Annotated in this window: 19 protein-coding genes; 9 read left to right on the forward strand and 10 right to left on the reverse strand. The window is 64.0% G+C overall.

All coding sequences use genetic code 11. The features are described 5' to 3' along the window. Positions 1-401: 401 nt before the first annotated feature. The 3 genes from BBA01S_RS09725 to BBA01S_RS09735 all read left to right on the forward strand — a co-directional run bounded on the left by BBA01S_RS09725 (position 402) and on the right by BBA01S_RS09735 (position 2,571). On the forward strand, positions 402-971 hold the full coding sequence (locus BBA01S_RS09725; protein WP_027816259.1) for a TetR/AcrR family transcriptional regulator: 570 nt from the start codon (positions 402-404) through the stop codon (positions 969-971). A gap of 65 nt (positions 972-1,036) precedes the next feature. Next, positions 1,037-1,882 (forward strand): SDR family NAD(P)-dependent oxidoreductase, encoded by an 846-nt coding sequence (locus tag BBA01S_RS09730; RefSeq protein ID WP_027816260.1) that lies wholly within the window; start codon positions 1,037-1,039, stop codon positions 1,880-1,882. 14 nt (positions 1,883-1,896) lie between these two features. Next, on the forward strand, positions 1,897-2,571 hold the full coding sequence (locus tag BBA01S_RS09735; RefSeq protein ID WP_027816261.1) for an NAD-dependent epimerase/dehydratase family protein: 675 nt from the start codon (positions 1,897-1,899) through the stop codon (positions 2,569-2,571). Positions 2,572-2,609: 38 nt separating this feature from the next. Here BBA01S_RS09735 and BBA01S_RS09740 read toward each other — a convergent pair whose 3' ends face one another. The 3 genes from BBA01S_RS09740 to BBA01S_RS09750 all read right to left on the reverse strand — a co-directional run bounded on the left by BBA01S_RS09740 (position 2,610) and on the right by BBA01S_RS09750 (position 5,696). Further along, a complete protein-coding gene (locus tag BBA01S_RS09740) occupies positions 2,610-4,055 on the reverse strand; it encodes a DHA2 family efflux MFS transporter permease subunit (protein WP_027816262.1) in 1,446 nt (481 codons plus the stop codon). A 123-nt stretch (positions 4,056-4,178) separates the two neighbouring features. Beyond that, complete coding sequence (locus BBA01S_RS09745; RefSeq protein ID WP_027816263.1) at positions 4,179-5,069, reverse strand: pirin family protein; 891 nt, start codon at positions 5,067-5,069, stop codon at positions 4,179-4,181. 18 nt (positions 5,070-5,087) lie between these two features. Further along, positions 5,088-5,696, reverse strand: a complete 609-nt coding sequence (locus BBA01S_RS09750) for an FMN-dependent NADH-azoreductase (protein ID WP_027816264.1) — start codon at positions 5,694-5,696, stop codon at positions 5,088-5,090. Between the two features lie 114 nt (positions 5,697-5,810). Here BBA01S_RS09750 and BBA01S_RS09755 point away from each other — a divergent pair, with 114 nt between their 5' ends. After that, positions 5,811-6,746, forward strand: a complete 936-nt coding sequence (locus BBA01S_RS09755; protein ID WP_027816265.1) for a LysR family transcriptional regulator — start codon at positions 5,811-5,813, stop codon at positions 6,744-6,746. 14 nt (positions 6,747-6,760) lie between these two features. On the opposite strand, the gene BBA01S_RS09760 is transcribed toward BBA01S_RS09755, so the two are convergent. The 5 genes from BBA01S_RS09760 to BBA01S_RS40730 all read right to left on the reverse strand — a co-directional run bounded on the left by BBA01S_RS09760 (position 6,761) and on the right by BBA01S_RS40730 (position 10,333). After that, positions 6,761-6,988, reverse strand: a complete 228-nt coding sequence (locus BBA01S_RS09760; RefSeq protein WP_042296608.1) for a hypothetical protein — start codon at positions 6,986-6,988, stop codon at positions 6,761-6,763. A 165-nt stretch (positions 6,989-7,153) separates the two neighbouring features. Then, positions 7,154-7,405, reverse strand: a complete 252-nt coding sequence (locus BBA01S_RS40725; RefSeq protein WP_042296609.1) for a hypothetical protein — start codon at positions 7,403-7,405, stop codon at positions 7,154-7,156. 250 nt (positions 7,406-7,655) lie between these two features. Continuing rightward, positions 7,656-8,411 carry an ABC transporter ATP-binding protein gene (locus BBA01S_RS09770; RefSeq protein ID WP_027816267.1) on the reverse strand — a complete coding sequence of 252 codons (756 nt, stop codon included), beginning with the start codon at positions 8,409-8,411 and terminating at the stop codon, positions 7,656-7,658. Next, positions 8,408-9,316, reverse strand: coding sequence for an ABC transporter permease (locus BBA01S_RS09775; protein WP_084162039.1), 909 nt, complete (start codon positions 9,314-9,316; stop codon positions 8,408-8,410). The genes BBA01S_RS09770 and BBA01S_RS09775 overlap by 4 nt, the downstream gene beginning before the upstream one ends. A gap of 12 nt (positions 9,317-9,328) precedes the next feature. Then, positions 9,329-10,333, reverse strand: a complete 1,005-nt coding sequence (locus BBA01S_RS40730) for an aliphatic sulfonate ABC transporter substrate-binding protein (protein WP_042296611.1) — start codon at positions 10,331-10,333, stop codon at positions 9,329-9,331. A gap of 354 nt (positions 10,334-10,687) precedes the next feature. Between BBA01S_RS40730 and BBA01S_RS09785 the strand changes: the two genes are divergently transcribed. The 3 genes from BBA01S_RS09785 (at position 10,688) to BBA01S_RS40735 (ending at position 14,914) form a co-directional block, all read left to right on the forward strand. Continuing rightward, positions 10,688-11,935, forward strand: coding sequence for an acyl-CoA dehydrogenase family protein (locus BBA01S_RS09785; protein ID WP_027816269.1), 1,248 nt, complete (start codon positions 10,688-10,690; stop codon positions 11,933-11,935). 5 nt (positions 11,936-11,940) lie between these two features. Beyond that, entirely contained in the window at positions 11,941-13,368 is a 1,428-nt protein-coding gene (locus tag BBA01S_RS09790; protein WP_027816270.1) for an LLM class flavin-dependent oxidoreductase, read from the forward strand. 70 nt (positions 13,369-13,438) lie between these two features. Beyond that, complete coding sequence (locus BBA01S_RS40735) at positions 13,439-14,914, forward strand: APC family permease (RefSeq protein WP_042296613.1); 1,476 nt, start codon at positions 13,439-13,441, stop codon at positions 14,912-14,914. Between the two features lie 20 nt (positions 14,915-14,934). On the opposite strand, the gene BBA01S_RS40740 is transcribed toward BBA01S_RS40735, so the two are convergent. Next, positions 14,935-15,942, reverse strand: a complete 1,008-nt coding sequence (locus BBA01S_RS40740; RefSeq protein WP_042296615.1) for a fatty acid desaturase — start codon at positions 15,940-15,942, stop codon at positions 14,935-14,937. 67 nt (positions 15,943-16,009) lie between these two features. Here BBA01S_RS40740 and BBA01S_RS09805 point away from each other — a divergent pair, with 67 nt between their 5' ends. Both BBA01S_RS09805 and BBA01S_RS09810 read left to right on the forward strand, forming a co-directional pair. Continuing rightward, positions 16,010-16,834 (forward strand): phosphate/phosphite/phosphonate ABC transporter substrate-binding protein, encoded by an 825-nt coding sequence (locus tag BBA01S_RS09805; protein ID WP_027816271.1) that lies wholly within the window; start codon positions 16,010-16,012, stop codon positions 16,832-16,834. Positions 16,835-17,139: 305 nt separating this feature from the next. Then, the gene (locus BBA01S_RS09810) at positions 17,140-18,099 is read left to right on the forward strand and encodes a sulfate ABC transporter substrate-binding protein (RefSeq protein WP_245641474.1); all 960 of its coding nucleotides are present in this window, start codon (positions 17,140-17,142) and stop codon (positions 18,097-18,099) included. A gap of 82 nt (positions 18,100-18,181) precedes the next feature. Here BBA01S_RS09810 and BBA01S_RS09815 read toward each other — a convergent pair whose 3' ends face one another. Then, entirely contained in the window at positions 18,182-19,411 is a 1,230-nt protein-coding gene (locus BBA01S_RS09815; RefSeq protein WP_027816273.1) for an SfnB family sulfur acquisition oxidoreductase, read from the reverse strand. Positions 19,412-19,519: the final 108 nt, after the last annotated feature.

The following is a 19,519-nucleotide window of genomic DNA, read 5'->3' on the forward strand; positions in this document are numbered from 1 at the left end:
CGATGCGAGAAGTGCAAGGAAACGCCAGATGGGCGGCCAATGGCGCCCTCTTTGTAATCACTGTAAGGAAGGACGGCTCGAGTTGGCTGGCCGATGGCTGGCGGGTGCGGTGAGGTTCCTTCGCGGGTGCGTATGTTACCACCGATTACAAACCTTCTTATTCGTCTGACGGACTAAATCTGACAGCATCACCCGTACCCAGACGCGTGAATGTGATGAAAATTCTGATGACATTGGCGCACACATTACTTCAACACGCGTTAACAAAGGCTTAAGTCTTGTCGAGAGCGGATCCAGGCCCACCCGTTCTGCCCCGATTTCAACGCGCCGTTTGCGGTTGCCCTCGCCAAAAACTTCGTCTATAGTTGAGCGCGTACTCACTCTTAAATAGCTTGCACAAGATGGCTCGTCCCTTAAGTCCGGAAAAGCGCAGCGCGTTGCTGGCCGCCGCCACGCAGGCTGTCGCCGAACAAGGCGTCCAGGCCAGCACCGCGAGCATCGCCCGTGGCGCGGGCGTCGCCGAAGGGACGCTGTTCACCTACTTCGAGAGCAAGGACGAACTGTTTCAGGCGCTGTACCTGCATCTCAAGGAAGACCTGGGAGAGACCATCATGCCTGGGTATCCTTATGAATTGGAGTTCCGGCTGCGCGTCGAGCACATCTTCCAGCGCTATGTGAGCTGGGGCCTCGCCAACACGGCCAAACGCCTCGCCATTTCGCGGCTTTCGGCGTCCGGGCTGCTGCAGGACGCCACCCGCGCGCGCGCCACGGAACGGTTCCAGGCGGTGTCGCGCATGATGGAAGACGCGGTGCAAAGCGGCGTGCTGCTGAACGCGCCGATCGCCTTCCTTTACGCCATCATCGAACGCATTGCCGACACCACCATCGAATTCGTCGAAAGCCATCCCGACGACGCGCAACGTCATTGCCAGCTTGGGTTTCATGCCGCCTGGCGTGCGATCACGCCGTAACTCACGCCGTGGTTTTTTTAGCTCATTATTGAGCGCGTACTCACTCATATAGAAGGAAAGTCATCATGTCGAATCAAAAGTGGTTCATCACGGGCGCGTCCAGCGGTCTCGGACTGGCACTCGCCGAAAAGCTGCTGGCCGAAGGCCATCGTGTCGTCGCCGCGGTGCGCCGTACCGAAGCGCTGCAAGCGCTCAAAGCGGCCTGGCCAGAACAGCTCGAAGTGGAATCGGTCGACGTGACCCTCCCCGAGCAGGTGCGCGCCGCCGCCGCCCGCCACACCGATGTCGACGTGGTCGTCAATAACGCGGGCGGCGCAGTGATCGGCGCGATGGAAGAGATGACCGAAGCCGATATCCAGCAGCAGCTCGCGCTGAACCTGCTGGCGCCGATCCATGTCACGCGCGCGTTTCTCGGTGCGATGCGCGCCAGGCAGCACGGCATGTTCATTCACCTGAGCAGCCTTGGCGGGCGTGCCGCGTTCGCGGGCGGCTCGATGTATCACGCCGCGAAGTTCGGGCTCGAAGGTTTCGCCGAATCGGTCAGCCAGGAACTGGCCGGGTTTGGCATCAAGACGCTTATCATCGAGCCGGGTTCCATCGCGACGGGCTTCGTGGCGAATATCCGCTGGACTGAGCAACTGGACGCCTACAAGGATGGCGTCGTCGGCAAGTTGCGCGAGCAGGTCAGGAATTTCGGCGAAGAGTTTATTTCCGGCGATCCATTGAAAATGGCCAGCGCCATCTATACGGTCAGCCAGTTGCCGGAGCCGCCGCTGCGCACGGCCCTCGGCGGCGACGCCTACGCGGTGCTGGAAGCCAGCTATACGCGCAACCTCGACGCGCTGCGGGCGCAGAAGGAACTCGCCAGCTCGGTGATGTTCGAGGGCAAGCGCGGCTTCATTCCCGAATGAAACGGAGCGAGACAATGCGCGTCGTACTGATCGGAGCAACCGGCATGGTCGGCCAGGGCGTATTGCGCGCCTGCCTTGCCGCGCAGGATGTCGCGGAAATCATCGTCGTCGGCCGGCGCGCGCCGGCCGACGACGATCCGCGCATCACGACCGTCACCGTGCCGGATCTCGCGCGTTTCGACGCGTCGGATGCGGTGTTTTCTGGCGTCGACGCGTGCTTCTTCTGCGTCGGCGTGTCGTCGTTCGGCATGTCGGAAGCCGCTTATCGCGCGATCACCTACGACCTCACGTTGCACGTCGCCCAGGCGTTGCTGCACGCGAGTCCGGCGATGACGATGGTGTATGTATCCGGTGCGGGCGCGGACAGCAGCGAACAGGGCAAGAGCATGTGGGCGCGCGTGCGCGGGCAGACCGAGAACGCCTTGCAGCGCCTGCCCTTCCGGCAAGTCGCCATTTTCCGTCCCTCGGCGATCATCCCCGAAGCCGGCATCCAGTCGCGCACCGCCTCTTATCGATGGATGTATGCCGTGCTCAAGCCGCTGCTTTCGCTGATCCGGCTCGTCTCGCCCCAGAGCGTGCTGACGACCCGGATCATGGGCGATGCGATGCTCAATGCCGTGCGCAAAGGCGTGCCGCACGCGGTGCTCAAACCTGCGGAGATCGACCGGCTCGCGACTGGGGCGGCATAACGGCATAACGGCATAACGGCGCAGCAACATCATCGCCACTATTGCAGCGCCTCGTCATGCTGCTTCTGATCGTGCGACGCGGAGCGCGTGCGCACGAACGCCGCCCCTAGCGCGAACGCGATCAGCGCCGCAATCGCGCCAAGCAGGAACGCAAGGTGATAGCCGCTGTTGAGCGCGGTCGCGGCGTCGGCGCCCGCCGCCGCGAGGCCATCGGTGCGCGCGGCCGCAAGGCTCGCAAGAATGGCGAGGCCCAGCGCGCCGCCCATCATGAACGATGTATTGACCACGCCCGACGCCAGGCCCGATTCATCGGGCGCGACGTCGCTCATCGCAGCCAGCAGCACGGGATTGAACGCCACGCCCGCGCCCAGCCCCATCAGCACCATGCCCGGCAATACGTCGACCCAATAGCTGCCGCCAACAGGCGCACGCGCAAACAGCAGCAGCCCGATTGCCGCGAGCAGCAAGCCGACCGCCAGCGGCGCGCGGATGCCGAAGCGCATCACCAGTTTCGCCGACAGCCCCAGCGAAAACGCGGCCATGATGATGTTGGCGGGCAGGAACGCGAGTCCCACCTGCATCGCGCTGTAGTTCAACAGGCGCTGCAGGTAGAGCGCGGAGATAAAGAACCACGCAAACAGCGCAGCGGCCCACAGCACCCCCACCACGTTGGCCGTCGCCACGTTGCGCAGCGCGAACATATGCAGCGGCATCAGCGGATGCGAGACGCGCGATTCGATCACGAGGAACGCGATGAGAAGCGCGACGGCCAGACCCAGTTGCAGCAGCGTCGGCACCGACGTCCATCCGGCTTCGTTGCCGTGCACGACGGCATATACCGCGAGCATCAGCGACGCGGTCACGGTTATGGCGCCCGCCACGTCGAGTTTCGCGCGCTCAGCAGCGGGTTTGCCCGCAGGCAGCAGCGCCACGCATCCGGCGTAGACGGCCACGCCGATGGGCAGGTTGACGAGGAAGATCCAGTGCCAGCTCAACGCGCTGGTGAGCAGGCCGCCCAGCAGCACGCCGATGCTGCCGCCGCCCCCGCCCACGAAACCGTACACGCCCATCGCCTTCGCACGATCGGCGGGCGACGTGAAGAGATTCATGATGAGCGAAAGCGATACCGCCGACACCACCGCGCCGCCCACGCCCTGGATCGCGCGCGCGGCAATCAGGATTCCTTGCGATTGGGCGAGGCCGCACGCTACGGACGCAAGCGTGAACCCCGTGATCCCCAGCAAAAACAGCCGCCGATGGCCAAACAGGTCGCCCAGCCACCCACCCAGCAGCAGGCAGCCGCCGAAGGTGAGCATATAGGCGTTGACCACCCACACGAGCGAGGTTTCGGTGAAGTGCAGATCCGCACGGATAGACGGCAACGCGACGTTCACGATGGTCGTATCCAGCACGATCATCAGCACGCCAAGGCAGAGCACGATCAGCGCGATCCAGCGTTGGCGTTCGTCAATGCCATGTGTCATGTCACTGCCCCGGCCCGTGCGGCTTTCATCGCTTCGTGAGATCCTGGAAATGACGGTCATGATACGCCCGATTGCGCGGGTTCCATTGGGCCTGGCTTCATTGAAGCGCTGCTCGATCCACGCTCATTCGGCATTGAACCGGCGCAGCACGCCTTGTGCGCGCAACGCGTGGCCGATGCGGCCAATCTCGCGCTCGCCTTCGATCAGCGCAGCCTTGCTGGTATGCACCGAGTAATTGCCGAGATGAAGGTCGTGCGGATGAGGAATGGCCGAGCCCAGCACGAAGCGCGCGTCGCCATGCGCCTCGAATTCCAGCGCTGCATCGGACGGATCGAATACCACCAGTTCGCCCTGCTCGACTGTGTCGGACGTGTCGACCGTGTCGGGCACGCGCACGCTGCCGTCCATCACCGCGATCCAGCCCACGCGATAGCCCGGCGGCGGCTGATAACGCCACCGTTGCCCGGCCTTCAACGTCACTTCGAAGTAGTTGATGCCTGAAGGCGCATCGACCGGGCTGACCGCGTCGCCGCTGCGGCCCAGCAGCACGCGCGCAGGGCCGTCCGACGGGATCGCCTCACCCGGCAGGTGCTGGCTGAACGCGGGCGCCAGTTCGCGCTCGGGCGGCAGCGCCACCCAGAGCTGGAACGCCTTGATAGGCGGCTCGACGCTGCCCGTGTGCCAGACTCCGCGACCGGCGCTCATCCATTCGATATCGCCCGCCGCCATCGTGCCTTCGTGACCGGTGGATTCGGCGTAATGGCTGGTGCCCTGCATCGCGAGCGTCAAGGTGGCAATGCCCGAATGAGGATGCCAGCCAAAGTTATGCTCGCCCGACGCCTGGCGCGAATCGACGAGATCGAGAAACACGAACGGTTTGATCAGCTGGCCCACGTCGCCCGGGCTGACCATGCGCACGATCGGCCCATGGGCGTGACCGCGCGTGCGAAAAACCACGTGGCGGCGCGGCTCCACCCCGGCGGTGGCCGGGCTTGAAGTGACGGCATTCATCATCGCTCTCCTGATGTTCGCTTAGGCCACGAGCGCGGCAGTTTCCTTGCGGGCCGAATCGAGTGCGCCGTTGCGTGCGTCAGCCCCCATCGCCACGCCTTCCGCGCGAATGAACGTGATGTCCGTGACGCCGAGCAAGCCGAACGCGACCTTTAGATAGGTTTCCTGATGATCGAACGGCGCAGCGGGCGAGCCCTCGCTGTAGACGCCGCCACGCGAAGAAGCGATGACCAGCTTCTTGCCGCCGCACAGCCCGACCGGCCCTTGTTCGGTATAACGGAAGGTGACGCCTGCAACCGAGATGCGATCGATCCACGCCTTCAGTTGCGAAGGCACGCCAAGGTTGTACATCGGCGCGCCGATGACCACGATATCGGCGGCAAGAAACGCTTCGAGCGCGGCCTGGCCCAGCGCCACGTCCTGTTTCAGGGCCTCGTCGTCGATCGGCGCGCCCTGCGCAGCCGCCAGATGGGCGGCGCTCAGGTGGCCAATCGGCGTGGCGGCCAGGTCGAGACGCGTAATCGCAAGCTGGGGATGGCTGCTACGCAGCGTCGCCACGACGTTCGCCGACAACTCGCGGCTAACGGAACCTTCACCAAGAATGCTGGAATCGATGTGCAAGAGCTTCATGATCTTTTCTCCGGACTGGGTAACTGCAGAATGTGAGGCCCAGTATGGCGAGGAAAGACATCTCGCACTAGATGGTAGAATCGGATTGAATTCGTCCATTAATGGAGCAATGACATGCTCGACCTCAATGACCTGGCGATGTTCGTGCAAGTCGTGCGCGCGGGCAGTTTCTCCGAAGCGGCGCGCCGCCTGCGCATGCCGGCCAATACGTTGAGCCGCCGCATCGACCAGCTCGAAGTGCAACTGGGTACGCGCCTGCTGCATCGCTCCACGCGCAAGCTGGCGCCCAGCACGGAGGGCCAGACGATCTTCGAGCGCTATGCCCCCGCCATCGACCAGATTCTCGAACTCGGGCGGCTGCATGCGGACGAGCAAACACCTTCCGGGTCGGTGCGCGTGACCGCGCTGGCCGGGTTATTCGAAGTCTTTCATCTGGAATGGCTGGCCGAATTCTATGCACGTTATCCGCACATCAGCATCGAGTTCGTGCTGGACGATGCGCCGTCCGACTTGATCGCCGATCGCATCGATCTGGCCTTGCGCATCGGCATCGACACCGGCAGCGGTTTTCGCGTGCGCCGGCTCGCGCCGAATTCGATGATTCTTGCGGCAAGTCCCGCGTACCTGAAACAGCGCACCGCGCCGCGCACGCTGAGCGAACTCGCCGATCATGAATGCCTGACGATTTCCAGCGGCCAGGCGCGCAATAAATGGTTGCTACAAGGGCCGCGCAGCAGCCAGGAAGTGGTCATCAACAGCCGGTTCACGGTCAACGACATGCGCGTGCTGGTGCAGGCCTGCGCAGCCGGACTGGGCATTGCGCTGCTGCCGCAGCTACTGGCGGAGCCGCTGATCGAAGAGGGAAAACTCGTGCGGGTCTTGCCGACCTATCAGCGTTCGAGCGCGGATCTCGGCTTGCAACTTGTTTATACGAGCCGTCCACCCGTACCGCCTGCGGTCGCGGTATTTGCCGATTTTCTCGTGGAAAAGCTGGGTGAAACGGTGCTGGAGCGCTCGGCGGAACGTGTGCGCCGATCGGCGCCTCGATAAAACCAACTAGCTAATTATTTCCCGGTGCTTTTGCGCTTGCGCGATTCCGCCTTTCGACATAGATCGGTGAGCAGCCAGCGCGCGATTTGCTCAGGCCGGTTCTTGCCATAGGTGGCGAACTTGATTTCGTTGCCGAAATAGACGATGACGCTGCCGGTCATCACTCGATAAGAACCGGCGTAGCTCACGCCATCCAGTTCCACACGCAAGGGATGCGTGGTTTCATATTCTGCGGAAGCCAAGGTATTGCAAAAAGTGTCAAAGATATGACGATATCGTTTTGCGTAGCATTTGGTCAATGAAATATGCGTTTTGTTTCATATTTCGCCGCTGACGCCCTCGGGATAAGGGTTTAAAGCCATTGTCCGCCACGTTCCGCCTGCGAACCGGAACGCGGCGTACGAACCTTAATGATGCTCGCGATACCGCGCCGCCTGATCGAGTTCGGCTTTTGCCTGGCGCAGCAGTTCTTCGGCGCGCGTTGCGTGACCGCCGAAATCATCGTGATTGTCTCGACGTGCCGTCTCGATGAGGCCGTTGCTCTGGTCGATCAATTGTTGCGCGTGCACGAGGTTGGGAAAATGGTCGGGCTGGGCGGCAAAAGCGGCGACAGCGGGCACAGCCAGCGCAGCCGCGATCAATGCAGTGATGAGTTTCATGGAGCGTTTCCGTTGTTTGAAAGGTAACCGTAAATGGCGAAAGACACGCGCCGCCAACACGCGTCGGCCTGTCGCCTGTGGAGGTAACGCCCTTCGTGGAGAAAGCGCTGACCACCCACGGGCGGTCTTTGGTAACCCCCAATTACGGGATATCGCGCGGACGATTCCCTTCTGAAAACGCCAGAATGTGTAGCGGTTTTGGTCGCGATTACTGATTTTTTCGATACAAGCTGGAACAGGTGTTGGGCTATCAACCCGCCACTGATGCCTCCAGCCGGTCGAGCAAGACCGCACGCAACGGGTGGCCGGTCAGGTCATCGCGCCGCCTCGGATGCGCCGCGCCGACTTCGAATACATGGCTCACCGGCTGCCGCGCAGCGTCATTCGCGGGCTCCAGCAACACAATGCGGTCGGCCAGAAAGAGCGCTTCGTCGATATCGTGCGTGACGACGAGCGCCGCCATGCGATGCGCCTCGACAAGCGTGAGCAGCAATTGCTGCAAGCGCATGCGCGTCATCGCATCCACGGCGCTGAACGGCTCATCGAGCAGCAGCAGGCGCGGCTGCGCAAACAGTCCTCGCGCAATCGCCACGCGCTGCGCCATGCCGCCCGATAGATGCTTGGGCCAGCGCGCGCCATCGTCGGCACGCAGGCCCACCTCGTCGAGCAGCGTCTGGGCGCGCGCAAGCGCCGCGCCGCTCGCACGCTGGGGAAACGTAATGTTGTCCGCCACGCGCAGCCACGGCAGCAGACGCGGCTCCTGAAAAATCACGCCTGCCAGCGGCGAAGGCCCATGCTGCACGACGCCGTCGATCGCAACGCGCCCCATAAAATCGCGATCCAGTCCCGCCGCGATGCGCAGCAGCGTGCTCTTGCCGCAACCGCTCGGGCCCAGCAACGCCGTGATCTGCCCCGGCGCGAGCGCAAGGCGCAGGTTGTCCAGAATCGTGCGCTCGCCATAGTGCTTGGCGCGAATATCGAGTTCGAGTAATGCCGCCTGCGTCATGCGCGTTCTCCTTCCCCAGCGGTGTCGCGCCAGGCCAGCACGCGCGCTTCGAGCGCACGCATCGCGCTATCCGTCAGCTTGCCGAGCAGGCCCAGCAGAATAATGGCGCCGAATACGATATCCGGCCGCCCCGTTTCGCGTCCATCGCTAAGCAGATAGCCGAGTCCGCGCGTGGCGGCAATCAGTTCAGCGGCGACGACAAACATCCATGACACCGCGAGGCCCGTGCGCAAGCCCGTGAATATCTGCGGCAACGCAGCGGGCAACAGAATGCGCAGAAATAACCGCCACGGCGGCAGACGATAGATTGCCCCCAGTTCCACGAGCTTGCGGTCGACGTTGCGAATGCCGGACACCACGCTCAGATGCACGGGAAAGAATGCCCCGATGGCGACGAGCGTGATCTTGGGTGCTTCGTCAATGCCCATCCACAGCAGCAGCACCGGCACCCATGCGAGCGAGGGGATCGCGCGCAGCGCCTGAAAACTGGGGTCGAGCAATGCGTCGAGGCGACGGCTCAAGCCCATTGCCGCGCCGATTGCGATGGCCAGCGCCGCGCCGCAGCCAAAGCCCACTGCCACGCGCGCCGTGCTGGCCGCTATATGGCGCATCAAATGCGCGCTGCCCAATTGCCAGAGCGCTTCGAATATCGAAGACGGTGCAGGCACGAGGTTGGCGGGCAACACCTGCGCGCGCACCAGTACTTCTATAGCCAGCAGAAAAGCGACGGGCAGCAAGGCGCCGGCGATGCGCCAGCCGCGCGGCAAGGATGACGACGCCCTCGCAACCGGTTCGCGCACGCCTTCCTGCGCAACTTCCCGCACCACTTCCCGCACTGCGCGCGAATCGGCGTTTGCGTCCAATGCAGGCCGTAGCGCCCGCACGGCGGTTTCATCGGCTCCCATCGCCCCGCTCCTTTACTGACGCTGCGCTGCAGCCAGCGCCGATTGTGCGGATTGCACATCGATCAGCGACTCGATCACCCGGTTCAGGTCGGTGCCAGGTTTCACGAGCTGTTCCTGCGCAAGAATCGGTGCAGCGGCTTCAAGCGCCTTGATCTGCGTTTCGCCGGGCTCCGGCTGGCTGAAATCGTTGCGGCTCAATTGCAGCTTCGCCACCGCGAGCGACACCTTCGAATCCTCCGAGACAATCTGTGCCGCCTCGTCCGGATGCGCCCCGATCCAGGCACGCGCACGCTCATACACCTTCAGCACGCGCGTCACCGCGTCGGGATATTGCCTCAGGAAATCTTCGCGAACGTTCAGGAATCCCCAGGTATTGAAATCGACGTTGCGATAGAGCAGGCGCGCGCCGTTGTCGATCTGCGCGGCAGCCATGTGCGGGTCGAGCCCTGCCCACGCATCGACTTGCCCGTTGACGAGCGCCGTACGGCCATCGGGATGCTGGAGATTGACGATCTCCACGTCGTCGCGCGACAGCCCCGCCGTATGCAGCGCGCGCAGCGTGAAGAGATAAGGGTCGGTGCCCTTGGTCGCCGCGATTTTCTTGCCCTTGAGATCGGCCAGCGTCTTGATCGGCGAGTCCTTGCGCACGACCAGCGCAGTCCATTCAGGACGCGAGAAGATATAGACCGTCTTGATGGGATTGCCATTGGCCTTGGCCAGCACCGCTGCAAGCCCTGCCGTCGAACCGATATCGATTGCACCGCTATTCAGGTACTCCAGCGCGCGGTTGCTGCCCAGGCTCAGCACCCAGCGCACCTGCGTATGCTCCGGCGCAAATGCTTGTTCGAGCCAGCCATTGCGCTTGATGACGAGGCTTTCCGGCGAATAGTAGGCGTAGTCGAGCTTGATTTCCGCAGGCGCGGCGCCCGCGGCCCACGCGGAAACAGCAGGCGCGATCAGCAACGCGAACGCGGCGATTCGACGCCATAGCGCCGGTTTGGTCGTTTGGTTTTCCATCTGTTTTCCTTTTGTTATGCGTAGCGTATTGGGCGGCATGACCGCGCAATCTCCGAGCTTAGAAAAATCCGCGCTCGAACAGAACCAAGATTCGCTCACATGGAAAGCAGGGAAAGCGATATTCGACCAGAGCGTAAGTACAGCGCGCAGACATTCACGGCGCTTCAAGTCCGCTAATCGATAGCGCCGATAACGTTTCGAGAATCCGTTATTGGAACGCTGCGGCACGCCTTTCTATACTCGTCGCTCACGCCATCGGAGGCCGCTTGTGGCCGCGAATTTGGCCGCGACCCTGGCCGCGATTCTGGCCACCACTCCGTCTCCATCGACGAAGCACGCAGAGAGGAAGACAGCATGACTGCAACCCGACCCGACGACATCGCACTATCCACGGGCACCGATTACGAGACCCTCGCGGCCCGCTTCCGGCCGATCTTCGCGCAGATCGCCAGCGGCGCGGCGCAACGCGACCGCGAACGCATCCTGCCGCACGACGCCATCGCTGCGCTCAAGGCCGCCGGTTTCGGCGCGGTGCGCATTCCCGTTCAATATGGCGGCGCGGGGGCGTCGATTCCGCAACTGTTCCGCCTGCTGATCGAACTGGCCGCCGCCGATTCGAACCTCCCGCAAGCGTTGCGCGCGCATTTCGCATTTGTGGAAGACTGGCTCAACGCACCGCCCGACGCCGACCAGCGCGCCTGGTTCGACCGCTTCGCGAGCGGCCAGATCGTGGGCAGCGCATGGTCGGAAGTGGGCGACGTGGCAGTCGGCCAGACAAAGACCAAAGTGGCGCAGCGCGACGGCCGCTTTGTCGTCAATGGTTCGAAGTACTACAGTACCGGCACGATCTACGCCGAGTGGATCGACGTCTACGCGCAGCGCGCGGAAGACGGCAGCGACGTGATCGCCGCCGTCAGCACGCAGCAAAGCGGCGTCGTGCGCGAGGACGACTGGGACGGCTTCGGGCAGACCACCACCGGCAGCGGCACCACCGTGTTCAACGACGCCGTGGTCGAAGCGCGCAACATCATCGACTTTTCGCGCCGCTTCAAATACCAGACCGCGTTCTATCAACTCTTTCACGTCGCCACGCTCGCGGGCATTGCCGAAGCCGTGAAGCGCGACGCCGCCACGCTGGTGCGCAACCGCACGCGCGTCTATAGCCACGGCAACGCGCCCCACGTAAGCGAGGACGCGCAGATCCAGCAGGTAGTGGGCGAAATCGCCTCGTGGGCCTATGCCGCCGAAGCGGTCGCGCTGCAATCCGCTGAACCCGCGCAACGCGCCTACGTGGCCCGCTTCGGCGGCAATGACGCGGTCGAACACGCCGCCAACGTCGACGCGGAAATCGCCTCGGCGCAAAGCCAGCTCGTTGCCTCGGAACTCGCCCTGCGCGCGGCGACGCATCTATTCGATGCGCTGGGCGCGTCGGCCATCAGCAAGCGCCTCGGGCTCGACCGCCACTGGCGCAACGCACGCACCGTCTCGTCGCACAATCCGCTCGTCTACAAGGCGCGCATCGTCGGCGACTGGGCCATCAACGGCACCGAGCCGCCATTCGTCTGGCAGATCGGCAACGGCCCCGGCCGTGGGAGCAAGTGAGCGCCATGAGCAAGACCATTCGTTTTAACGCCTTCGAAATGAATTGCGTGGGCCATCAGTCGCCCGGCTTGTGGCGCCATCCGCGCGATCGTTCGTGGCAGTACAAGGATCTCGAATACTGGACGGATCTGGCGAAGATTCTCGAACGGGGCATCTTCGACGCCATCTTCATCGCCGACGTGATCGGTTATTACGATGTCTACAAGGGCGGCAATTATCACGCGCTGCATCAGGCCGCGCAGATTCCCGTGAACGATCCGCTCCAGCTTGCCGCGCCGCTCGCGCTGGCGACCGAGCACCTGGGCATTGGCATCACGGCGTCGACGAGCTTCGAGCATCCGTACACCTTCGCGCGCCGCCTCTCCACCGCCGATCATCACACCAAGGGGCGGCTCGCGTGGAACGTGGTGACGTCCTATCTGGAAAGCGGCGCGAAGAACGTCGGCCAGGGCGGCCTGGCCGACCACAACAACCGCTACGAAGTCGCCGCCGAGTACGTGGAAGTGCTCTACAAGCTCTTCGAAGGCAGCTGGGAAGACGGCGCGGTCGTGCGCGACCGTGAGAAAGGCGTGTTCACGCACCCGGAAAAGGTGCATGAGATCGGCCACAAGGGCAAATACTTCGACGTCCCAGGTTATCACCTGTGCGAACCTTCGCCGCAACGCACGCCGGTGCTGTTCCAGGCGGGCGCATCGGGGCCCGGCAAGACCTTCGCGGCGCAGCACGCGGAATGCGTGTTCGTCGCCGCGCCCACGCAGACGCTGCTGCGCGACTACGTGGCCGAGGTGCGCCGCCAGGCCGCGCTCGCGGGCCGCGATCCGCGCAAGCTGCTGATCTACAACCTGGTGACGGTGATCGTCGACGAAACCGACGAAAAGGCCCAGGCGAAGTTCGAGGAGTACCAGCGCTACGTGTCCTATGACGGCTCGCTCGTCTTCATGTCGGGCTGGACTGGCATCGACTTCGGCCAGTACCTGCCGACCGACACGGTGCGCCGCGTGCAAACCAATGCGATCGTCTCCGCCGTCGAGCACCTTGCAGGCGGCGACAAGGCGTGGACTATCGAAGAACTCGCGCGCTGGGGCGGCGTAGGCGGCCTGGGGCCGGTTTTCGTGGGCTCGCCCGCGACGGTCGCCGACATCCTGCAACAGTGGGTCGAGCATACCGACGTCGACGGCTTCAATCTGGCCTATGCGATCGCGCACGAGACCTTCGAAGACGTCGTCGAACATCTTGTGCCCGAATTGCAGCGCCGCGGCGTCTATGCGCGCGAGTACGCACCCGGCACCCTGCGAGAAAAGCTCTTCGGCAACGGCCCAACACTGCCCGAGAACCACCCGGCCGCACACTACCGCGACATCGAACGCGTGAAACGCGAAGCCGCCCAAGCCACGCAAGCCGCGGAAACCACCGAACCGGTAGAGACCGCCTGACCGTACCCACCCGCGCCGCCCAACCGGCGCGGGAATCGTCTTCCCGTTACTTCATTCCCGGACACCCATCATGACCGACCTCGCCGCCCAGGCGGGAGACGGCGGCGCCCTGCGGCGCGGCTATCTTTCGCTATCCGAATTAATTGCTCAGTCTATTGGACTTGTCGGCGCCGCCGGTGGCGCAGGGCTGCTGATTCCAGCGGTCTTCGCCACCGCTGGCAACGGCACCTGGCTCGCCTATCTGCTCGCCACCATCGGCCTGTTGTTCGCCTCGTGGAGCATCACGCAGTTCGCCAAACGCACTGCATCGCCGGGCGCGCTCTATACCTATGCCGCCCGCGGCCTGGGCCCCATCTGGGGCGTGATTGCGGGCTGGTCGTTGCTGATCGCCTATGGCGTCGGCGCAGCGGGCATCCTGCAAGGCACCGTCAATGAAGTGGTCGTGTTGTTCAAGGACATCGGCGTGGGCGCGGCGGGCACTGGCGTCATCGCGTCAGTTTCGATCACCGTGGCCGTTACGATTGGCGCATGGTTCATTACCTGGCGCGACATTCGCCTGTCCACGCGCACCACGCTCTGGATCGAGCTGAGCACCGTCGTGCTGATCCTGTTCGTGATCGGCGCGGCGCTGTTCCTGCACCATCGCTGGGTCGATCCGCAGCAGCTTGCGCTGGCCGCCGTCAAGCCCGACCAGTTGCGCCTGGGCATGGTGCTCGCGTTCTTCAGCTTCACGGGCTTTGAAAGCGTCACCGCGCTGGGCGTCGAAGCGCGCGAGCCGTTCCGCCTGATTCCGCGCGCCGTCATCGTCAGCATTCTCGGGCCTGCAGCGCTCTTTCTCGCGGCCTCGTACGGGCTGGTCGCGTTGTTCCAGGGTGCGGCCACGCCGCTCGACCAGGCCAATGCCCCGCTTTCGGCCGTGGCGCACGGCATCCATCTTGGCGCACTTGGCGTGCTTATCGATGCGGGCGTGGCGCTGAGCTTCTTTGCTGCGTTCTTCTCCTCGATCAACGCGGCCGCGCGGCTGCTTTACACCTTCGCGCGTCAGGGCTTGCTGCACTCGGCAACGGGCCGTGCGCACGCGGGCAACGCCACGCCGCACGTAGCCGTCACGCTGATCGCCGTGCTTTCGCTGGTGGTGGGCGTGGTGTTTCAACTACGCGGCACGTCGCTGTTCGATGCTTACGGCTATCTGAGCACGATTGCGACGTTCGGCTTCCTGTTGACGTACGTGATCGTCGCGATTGCCGCGCCGGTCTTCCTGCGCCGCCGTGGCGAACTCAAGCCCCTGCACATTGCGATCAGCGTGATTGCCGTCGTGCTGATCGGCATTCCGTTTGTCGGCAGCATTTATCCTGCCGCGCCAGGCGCCTATGCCGTGCTCCCCTATGTGTTCGCGGCGCTGCTGGCTGCGGGCTTCGCGTGGTTCGTCGCACTGCGCATCGTTGCACCGCACCGGCTGCAAGACATCGAAGCCGAACTCTCGGACGATGGCGCAACGCAACGCGCCAACGCCGCGCCCGTGGGTCAAGCCGCTTCTGCCGCGTAGCGCTTCACCGATTCACCGCTTCACGCGGCGATACGCGTTTCGTCTCGATCGACACATGCCTCGCGCACCTCATTCGCTGCGTCGAAGGGGTGCACGACGGCGTCGGTCGCCCGCCACGCAAACCGGCGCAGCAGTTCGCCATAGCCGCCGCGAATCACAAAATGCCCGCATTTATGGGCATATGCCTCGCGCCGCAGACGCCAGGCGCGCGGCAGGCAATACCACGGCAACGCGGGCAGATCGTGGTGGACGAGGTGATAGTTATTGTTGAGGAACAGCAGGCGCATGAGGAAACCCGCTTCGTTGATGACGATACGCGCCTTCGGCTCGGGCGCGGCGCGATGCTCGTACAACGAGCGGATCGTCGCGAGCGACAGCGCGGGCCATGTGACGGCCAGCAGGTAATACCACCAGGGCACGCCAGCCCAGGCGTCCAGCACGTACAGGAGCGCGGCCACGCTGATCGCGTGCGCAATCCACATCGGCGCATAGCGGCGATCGCGATTGCGCAGCGCGTGCCACGCCGCGCCCAGCACAGCGGCGGCGCTCATCGGCGGCCCCACGATCATGCGGCCGACGAAACGCTTGCGCGCCTGCCACAACGCACGTCGCCACGCTGGCCAGCGCTGCCAGCGTCCGGCAGGCACATAATTGCTTTCGGGGTCGAGTCCGGGCAGCGTGAGCGCTTCATCGCGATGATGTTCGAGATGCGTGTCGCGATAGAGCGTATAAGGAAACCAGATCGCAAGCGGCGCATAACCCAGGCATTTATTTAGCCATGCCAGGCGTGTCGGGTGGCCATGCAGCAATTCGTGCTGCACCGACATATGCCACGTGCAGAGCAGCACGAAAAGCGGCGTCGCGCCCGCCAGCGAAATCACATGGCTGTGCAGCAACCCGATGGTCGCGCCCCAGCCGCCATAGACAGCGGCGATCAACAGCCACGTGGGCCATTCCGTGCGGGCCTTGAAGCTCGCTTCCAGCGCGGCGACATCGCGCGCGTGTTCGGCATCGAAATATTCAGCCATGGTTCCCTGCGCGGGCTAATTCAGCTGCAATTGCCCTTGATTGCCTGCGTTTGTCTACACTGTCACGATGAACCGCTGGATCGCCACCCTGCCGATGTACAACGTCACGCCACAGCACGACGCGCTGTGGCGTGCGTTGCTGCGCGATACGCTCGACATCTACGCGCAGGCAGGCGGCACGCGCGCGGTGGATGTGCCCGACACGCCTCCCGACAACCTGCTCGAACTCTGGCGCCGCCCTGACCTGCTGCTTTCGCAGACCTGCGGCTTCCCGTATCGCATGCTGGGCATCGCGCATCGCGTGCAACTGCTCGCCACGCCCGCCTTCGACGCCGAGGGTTGCGAAGGCGCGTTCTATCGCAGCGCGCTGGTGGTATCGGCACGCGCCTGGGACGCCGGCGCCGTGTCGATTGCCGCGTGCCGTGGCTTGCGCGCCGCCTGCAACGGCCCCGATTCGCATAGCGGCATGAACGCGTTGCGCCATGCCGTAGCGCCCCATGCACAAGCGGGCCGCTTTTTCTCGTCGGTCGCGTGGGTCGGCTCGCATCTCAACGCGTTGCGCGCGCTGGGCGCGGGCGAAGCGGAGGTGGCGGCCATCGATTGCGTGACGCTCGCCTATGTGCGCGATGCGCGGCCCGAATGGCTGCACGGCCTGCACACGATCGGCATGAGCGCAGCCGCTCCTGGCCTGCCCTTCATCGCCTCTCGCACGTTGCCGGAGCAACAGGCGGCGTGGCTGCGCGATGCGCTAGATAAGGCCTGTGCCGCCGATACCCAGCGCGCCCGCACGCTGTGCCTGCGTGGCTTCGTGCGCCTCACGCCCGCCGATTACGCCAGCATCGAACACTTTGCCGATGAAGCCCGCGCGCTCGGCTATCCAGAACTTTCGTGAGCATTCACGAACACGCTTCGACGCAGTATAAGAACGCGCCACGCGCGGCTCCAATAACGAATCGGCAGATCGATATGACCGGCAGGCGCGCAAGCCCGCCACGAGGCGCTTAGCCGCCCTATATCGCCATTCCTGAAAAGCAACGCAGCGATCGATATAAGGCGCGCGCGAGCGCTCGATAGAATGGAACGCCAGCGCGGCGCTGCCGCCATTTCATCGAACAGACCATTCAATCGGGGATCACCATGACAGCAACCGGGCGCGCCGTGCGCCTTATCGGCGCGGGTATCGTCGTCGGCTCGGCTATGGCCGCGCCGCTCGCTCATGCGGATGTTTCGCTGCTCAACGTTTCGTACGACGTCACGCGCGAACTCTATAAGGACATCGACGCGAGCTTTATCGCCGATTACAAGCAAAAGAGCGGCGAAACAGTGGCGATCCGCCAGTCGCACGGCGCGTCGAGCGCCCAGGCACTGTCGGTGCTGCAAGGCTTGCAGGCCGACGTCGTGACCATGAACCAGCCCAACGATATCGACCTGCTCGCCGAACGCGGCCAGCTCGTGCCCGCCGACTGGCGCGCGCGCCTGCCCGATGCGAGCGCGCCCTACACGACGACGATGGTATTTCTCGTGCGCAAGGGCAATCCGAAGCACATCAAGGACTGGGACGACCTGGCCAAACCCGGCGTGCAGGTCGTGATCGCGAACCCGAAGACCTCGGGCAATGGCCGCTATGCGTATCTGGCCGCATGGGGCTATCGCAAGCTGCAAGGCGCAAGCGACGCGCAGGCACTCGATTTCGAGCGCGCGCTGCTCAAGAACGTGCCGGTGCTCGACGCAGGCGGTCGCGGCGCGACCACCACGTTCACGCAACGCGGCATCGGCGACGTGCTCGTCACGTTCGAAAACGAGGTCGGGCTGATCGAAGCGGGTGCGAATGCTCAGGATTTCGAAGCGGTTTATCCGTCGGTGAGCCTGCTGGCCGAACCGCCGGTCGCGGTCGTCGACAAGGTCGTGGACAAGCGCGGCACGCGCAAGGAAGCGCAGGCCTACCTCACGTATCTGTATACGCCCGCCGCGCAGGAGATCATCGCGCAGCACCACCTGCGTCCCCGCGACAAGGCAGTGCTCGCAAAGCACGCCGACGAATTCAAGCCGCTCAAGACCTTCACGGTCGAACAGGTTTTTGGCAGTTGGCAGAAAGCGCAGGCTGCGCATTTCGCCGATGGCGGCACCTTCGACCAGATTTACGCGGATCGCAAGTAGCCCGCGTGAATCATGAATAAAGCGGGGCGAGTGCTTTGGCACCCGCCCCGCTTCTGCTTTTACCGGCTCTTTTCAATCGCGTTCAGTTCCACGCGTGCCGTGCAGGCTTCGCGCCGTTCAGATAGTAATTGCCTACGAGGTGATACTTCCAGCGCACCGGATCATGCAGCGTATGCGTGCGCGCGTTGCGCCAGTGGCGGTCGAGGTTGTGCGTGGCAAGCGTCGATTGCGTGCCCGCCAGCTCGAAGAGTTTCTCGCCTGCCAGCAGCGCCGCTTCGGTCGTCAGCACCTTCGCTTCGCCCACGGCCACGGACGCGCGCGCGACGTCGTCCTCGCTGACCACATCCTGCGCGGCGATCTCGTCGAGCACCTTCGCCGAGCGTTCAAGCAGCGCCTCGGCGGCATGCAACTGGATGACCAGCCGGCCGATTTCCCGCACCGTCAACGGATCTTCGCTCGCACGCTCGACGCCGCTATCGACCCAGGGCCGCGCGCGCTCGCGCACGAAAGCGAGCGTATCGTCGATGGCCGCTTTGGCAATCCCCGCGTCGATAGCCGCCTGGATGATCTGCGAAACCGGGCCGTTGAGCGTGGGCTGATCCGAAACCTGATACGCGGGCAGCACATGCGATGCGCTCACGCGCACGTTGTCCAGCGTGACCGTGCCGCTCGCCGTGGTGCGCTGGCCGAAGCCTGACCAGTCGTCGGTGATCGTCAGGCCCTGCGTGCCTTGCGGAATATAAGCGAGCCAGCCGCGGCGCGTCTCGTCGAGCCCGAGCACCGGCACATAGTGCGCGAACAGCGCGCCCGTCGAATAGAACTTGGTGCCGTCCACCACGTAATCGTCGCCCTCCTGGCGCACGCGCGTTTTCAGGTCGAGCACGTTTTTCGTGCCCTTTTCCGAAAAGCCATTGCCAAAACGCTTGCCTGCCAGCACCTCGGAGAAGAAGAAGCGCTTCTGCTGTTCCGTGCCCGTGAGCGCGATCACGTCGACCAGGCCGAAGTGGTTCTGCGGCAGTTGGCCAAGCGACGGATCGGCGGCGGAGATCAGCTTGACGACCTCGGTAAGCGTCACGAACGACGCGCCCGCGCCGCCATAGGCCTTCGGCACCGTGATGCCCCACAGCCCCGATTGCGAGAACCATTCGATCTCCTCGCGCGGCAGACGCCGCTCGCGATCGCGTTCCGCCGCGCCTTCGGCGAGACGCGCGGCAAGCTCGCGGGCGACGGCGATGGCCTCGTCATCGTTTGCGATCACGCGCACGCTCACTCCTGCGCCCGCGCGCTGTCCCTGCTCACCGGTCTCTGCCATGACTTTTCTCCGCAATAAGGTAGGTGCGGACAATCTAGCAATGAACCCGACGCGCGCCAAACGAGCGATTGGCAGATCGATATTCCATGGCGTGGCACGTTGCAGCGG

Origin of the sequence: Paraburkholderia bannensis NBRC 103871, assembly GCF_000685015.1 — a bacterium.
GTDB classification, from domain to species: domain Bacteria; phylum Pseudomonadota; class Gammaproteobacteria; order Burkholderiales; family Burkholderiaceae; genus Paraburkholderia; species Paraburkholderia bannensis.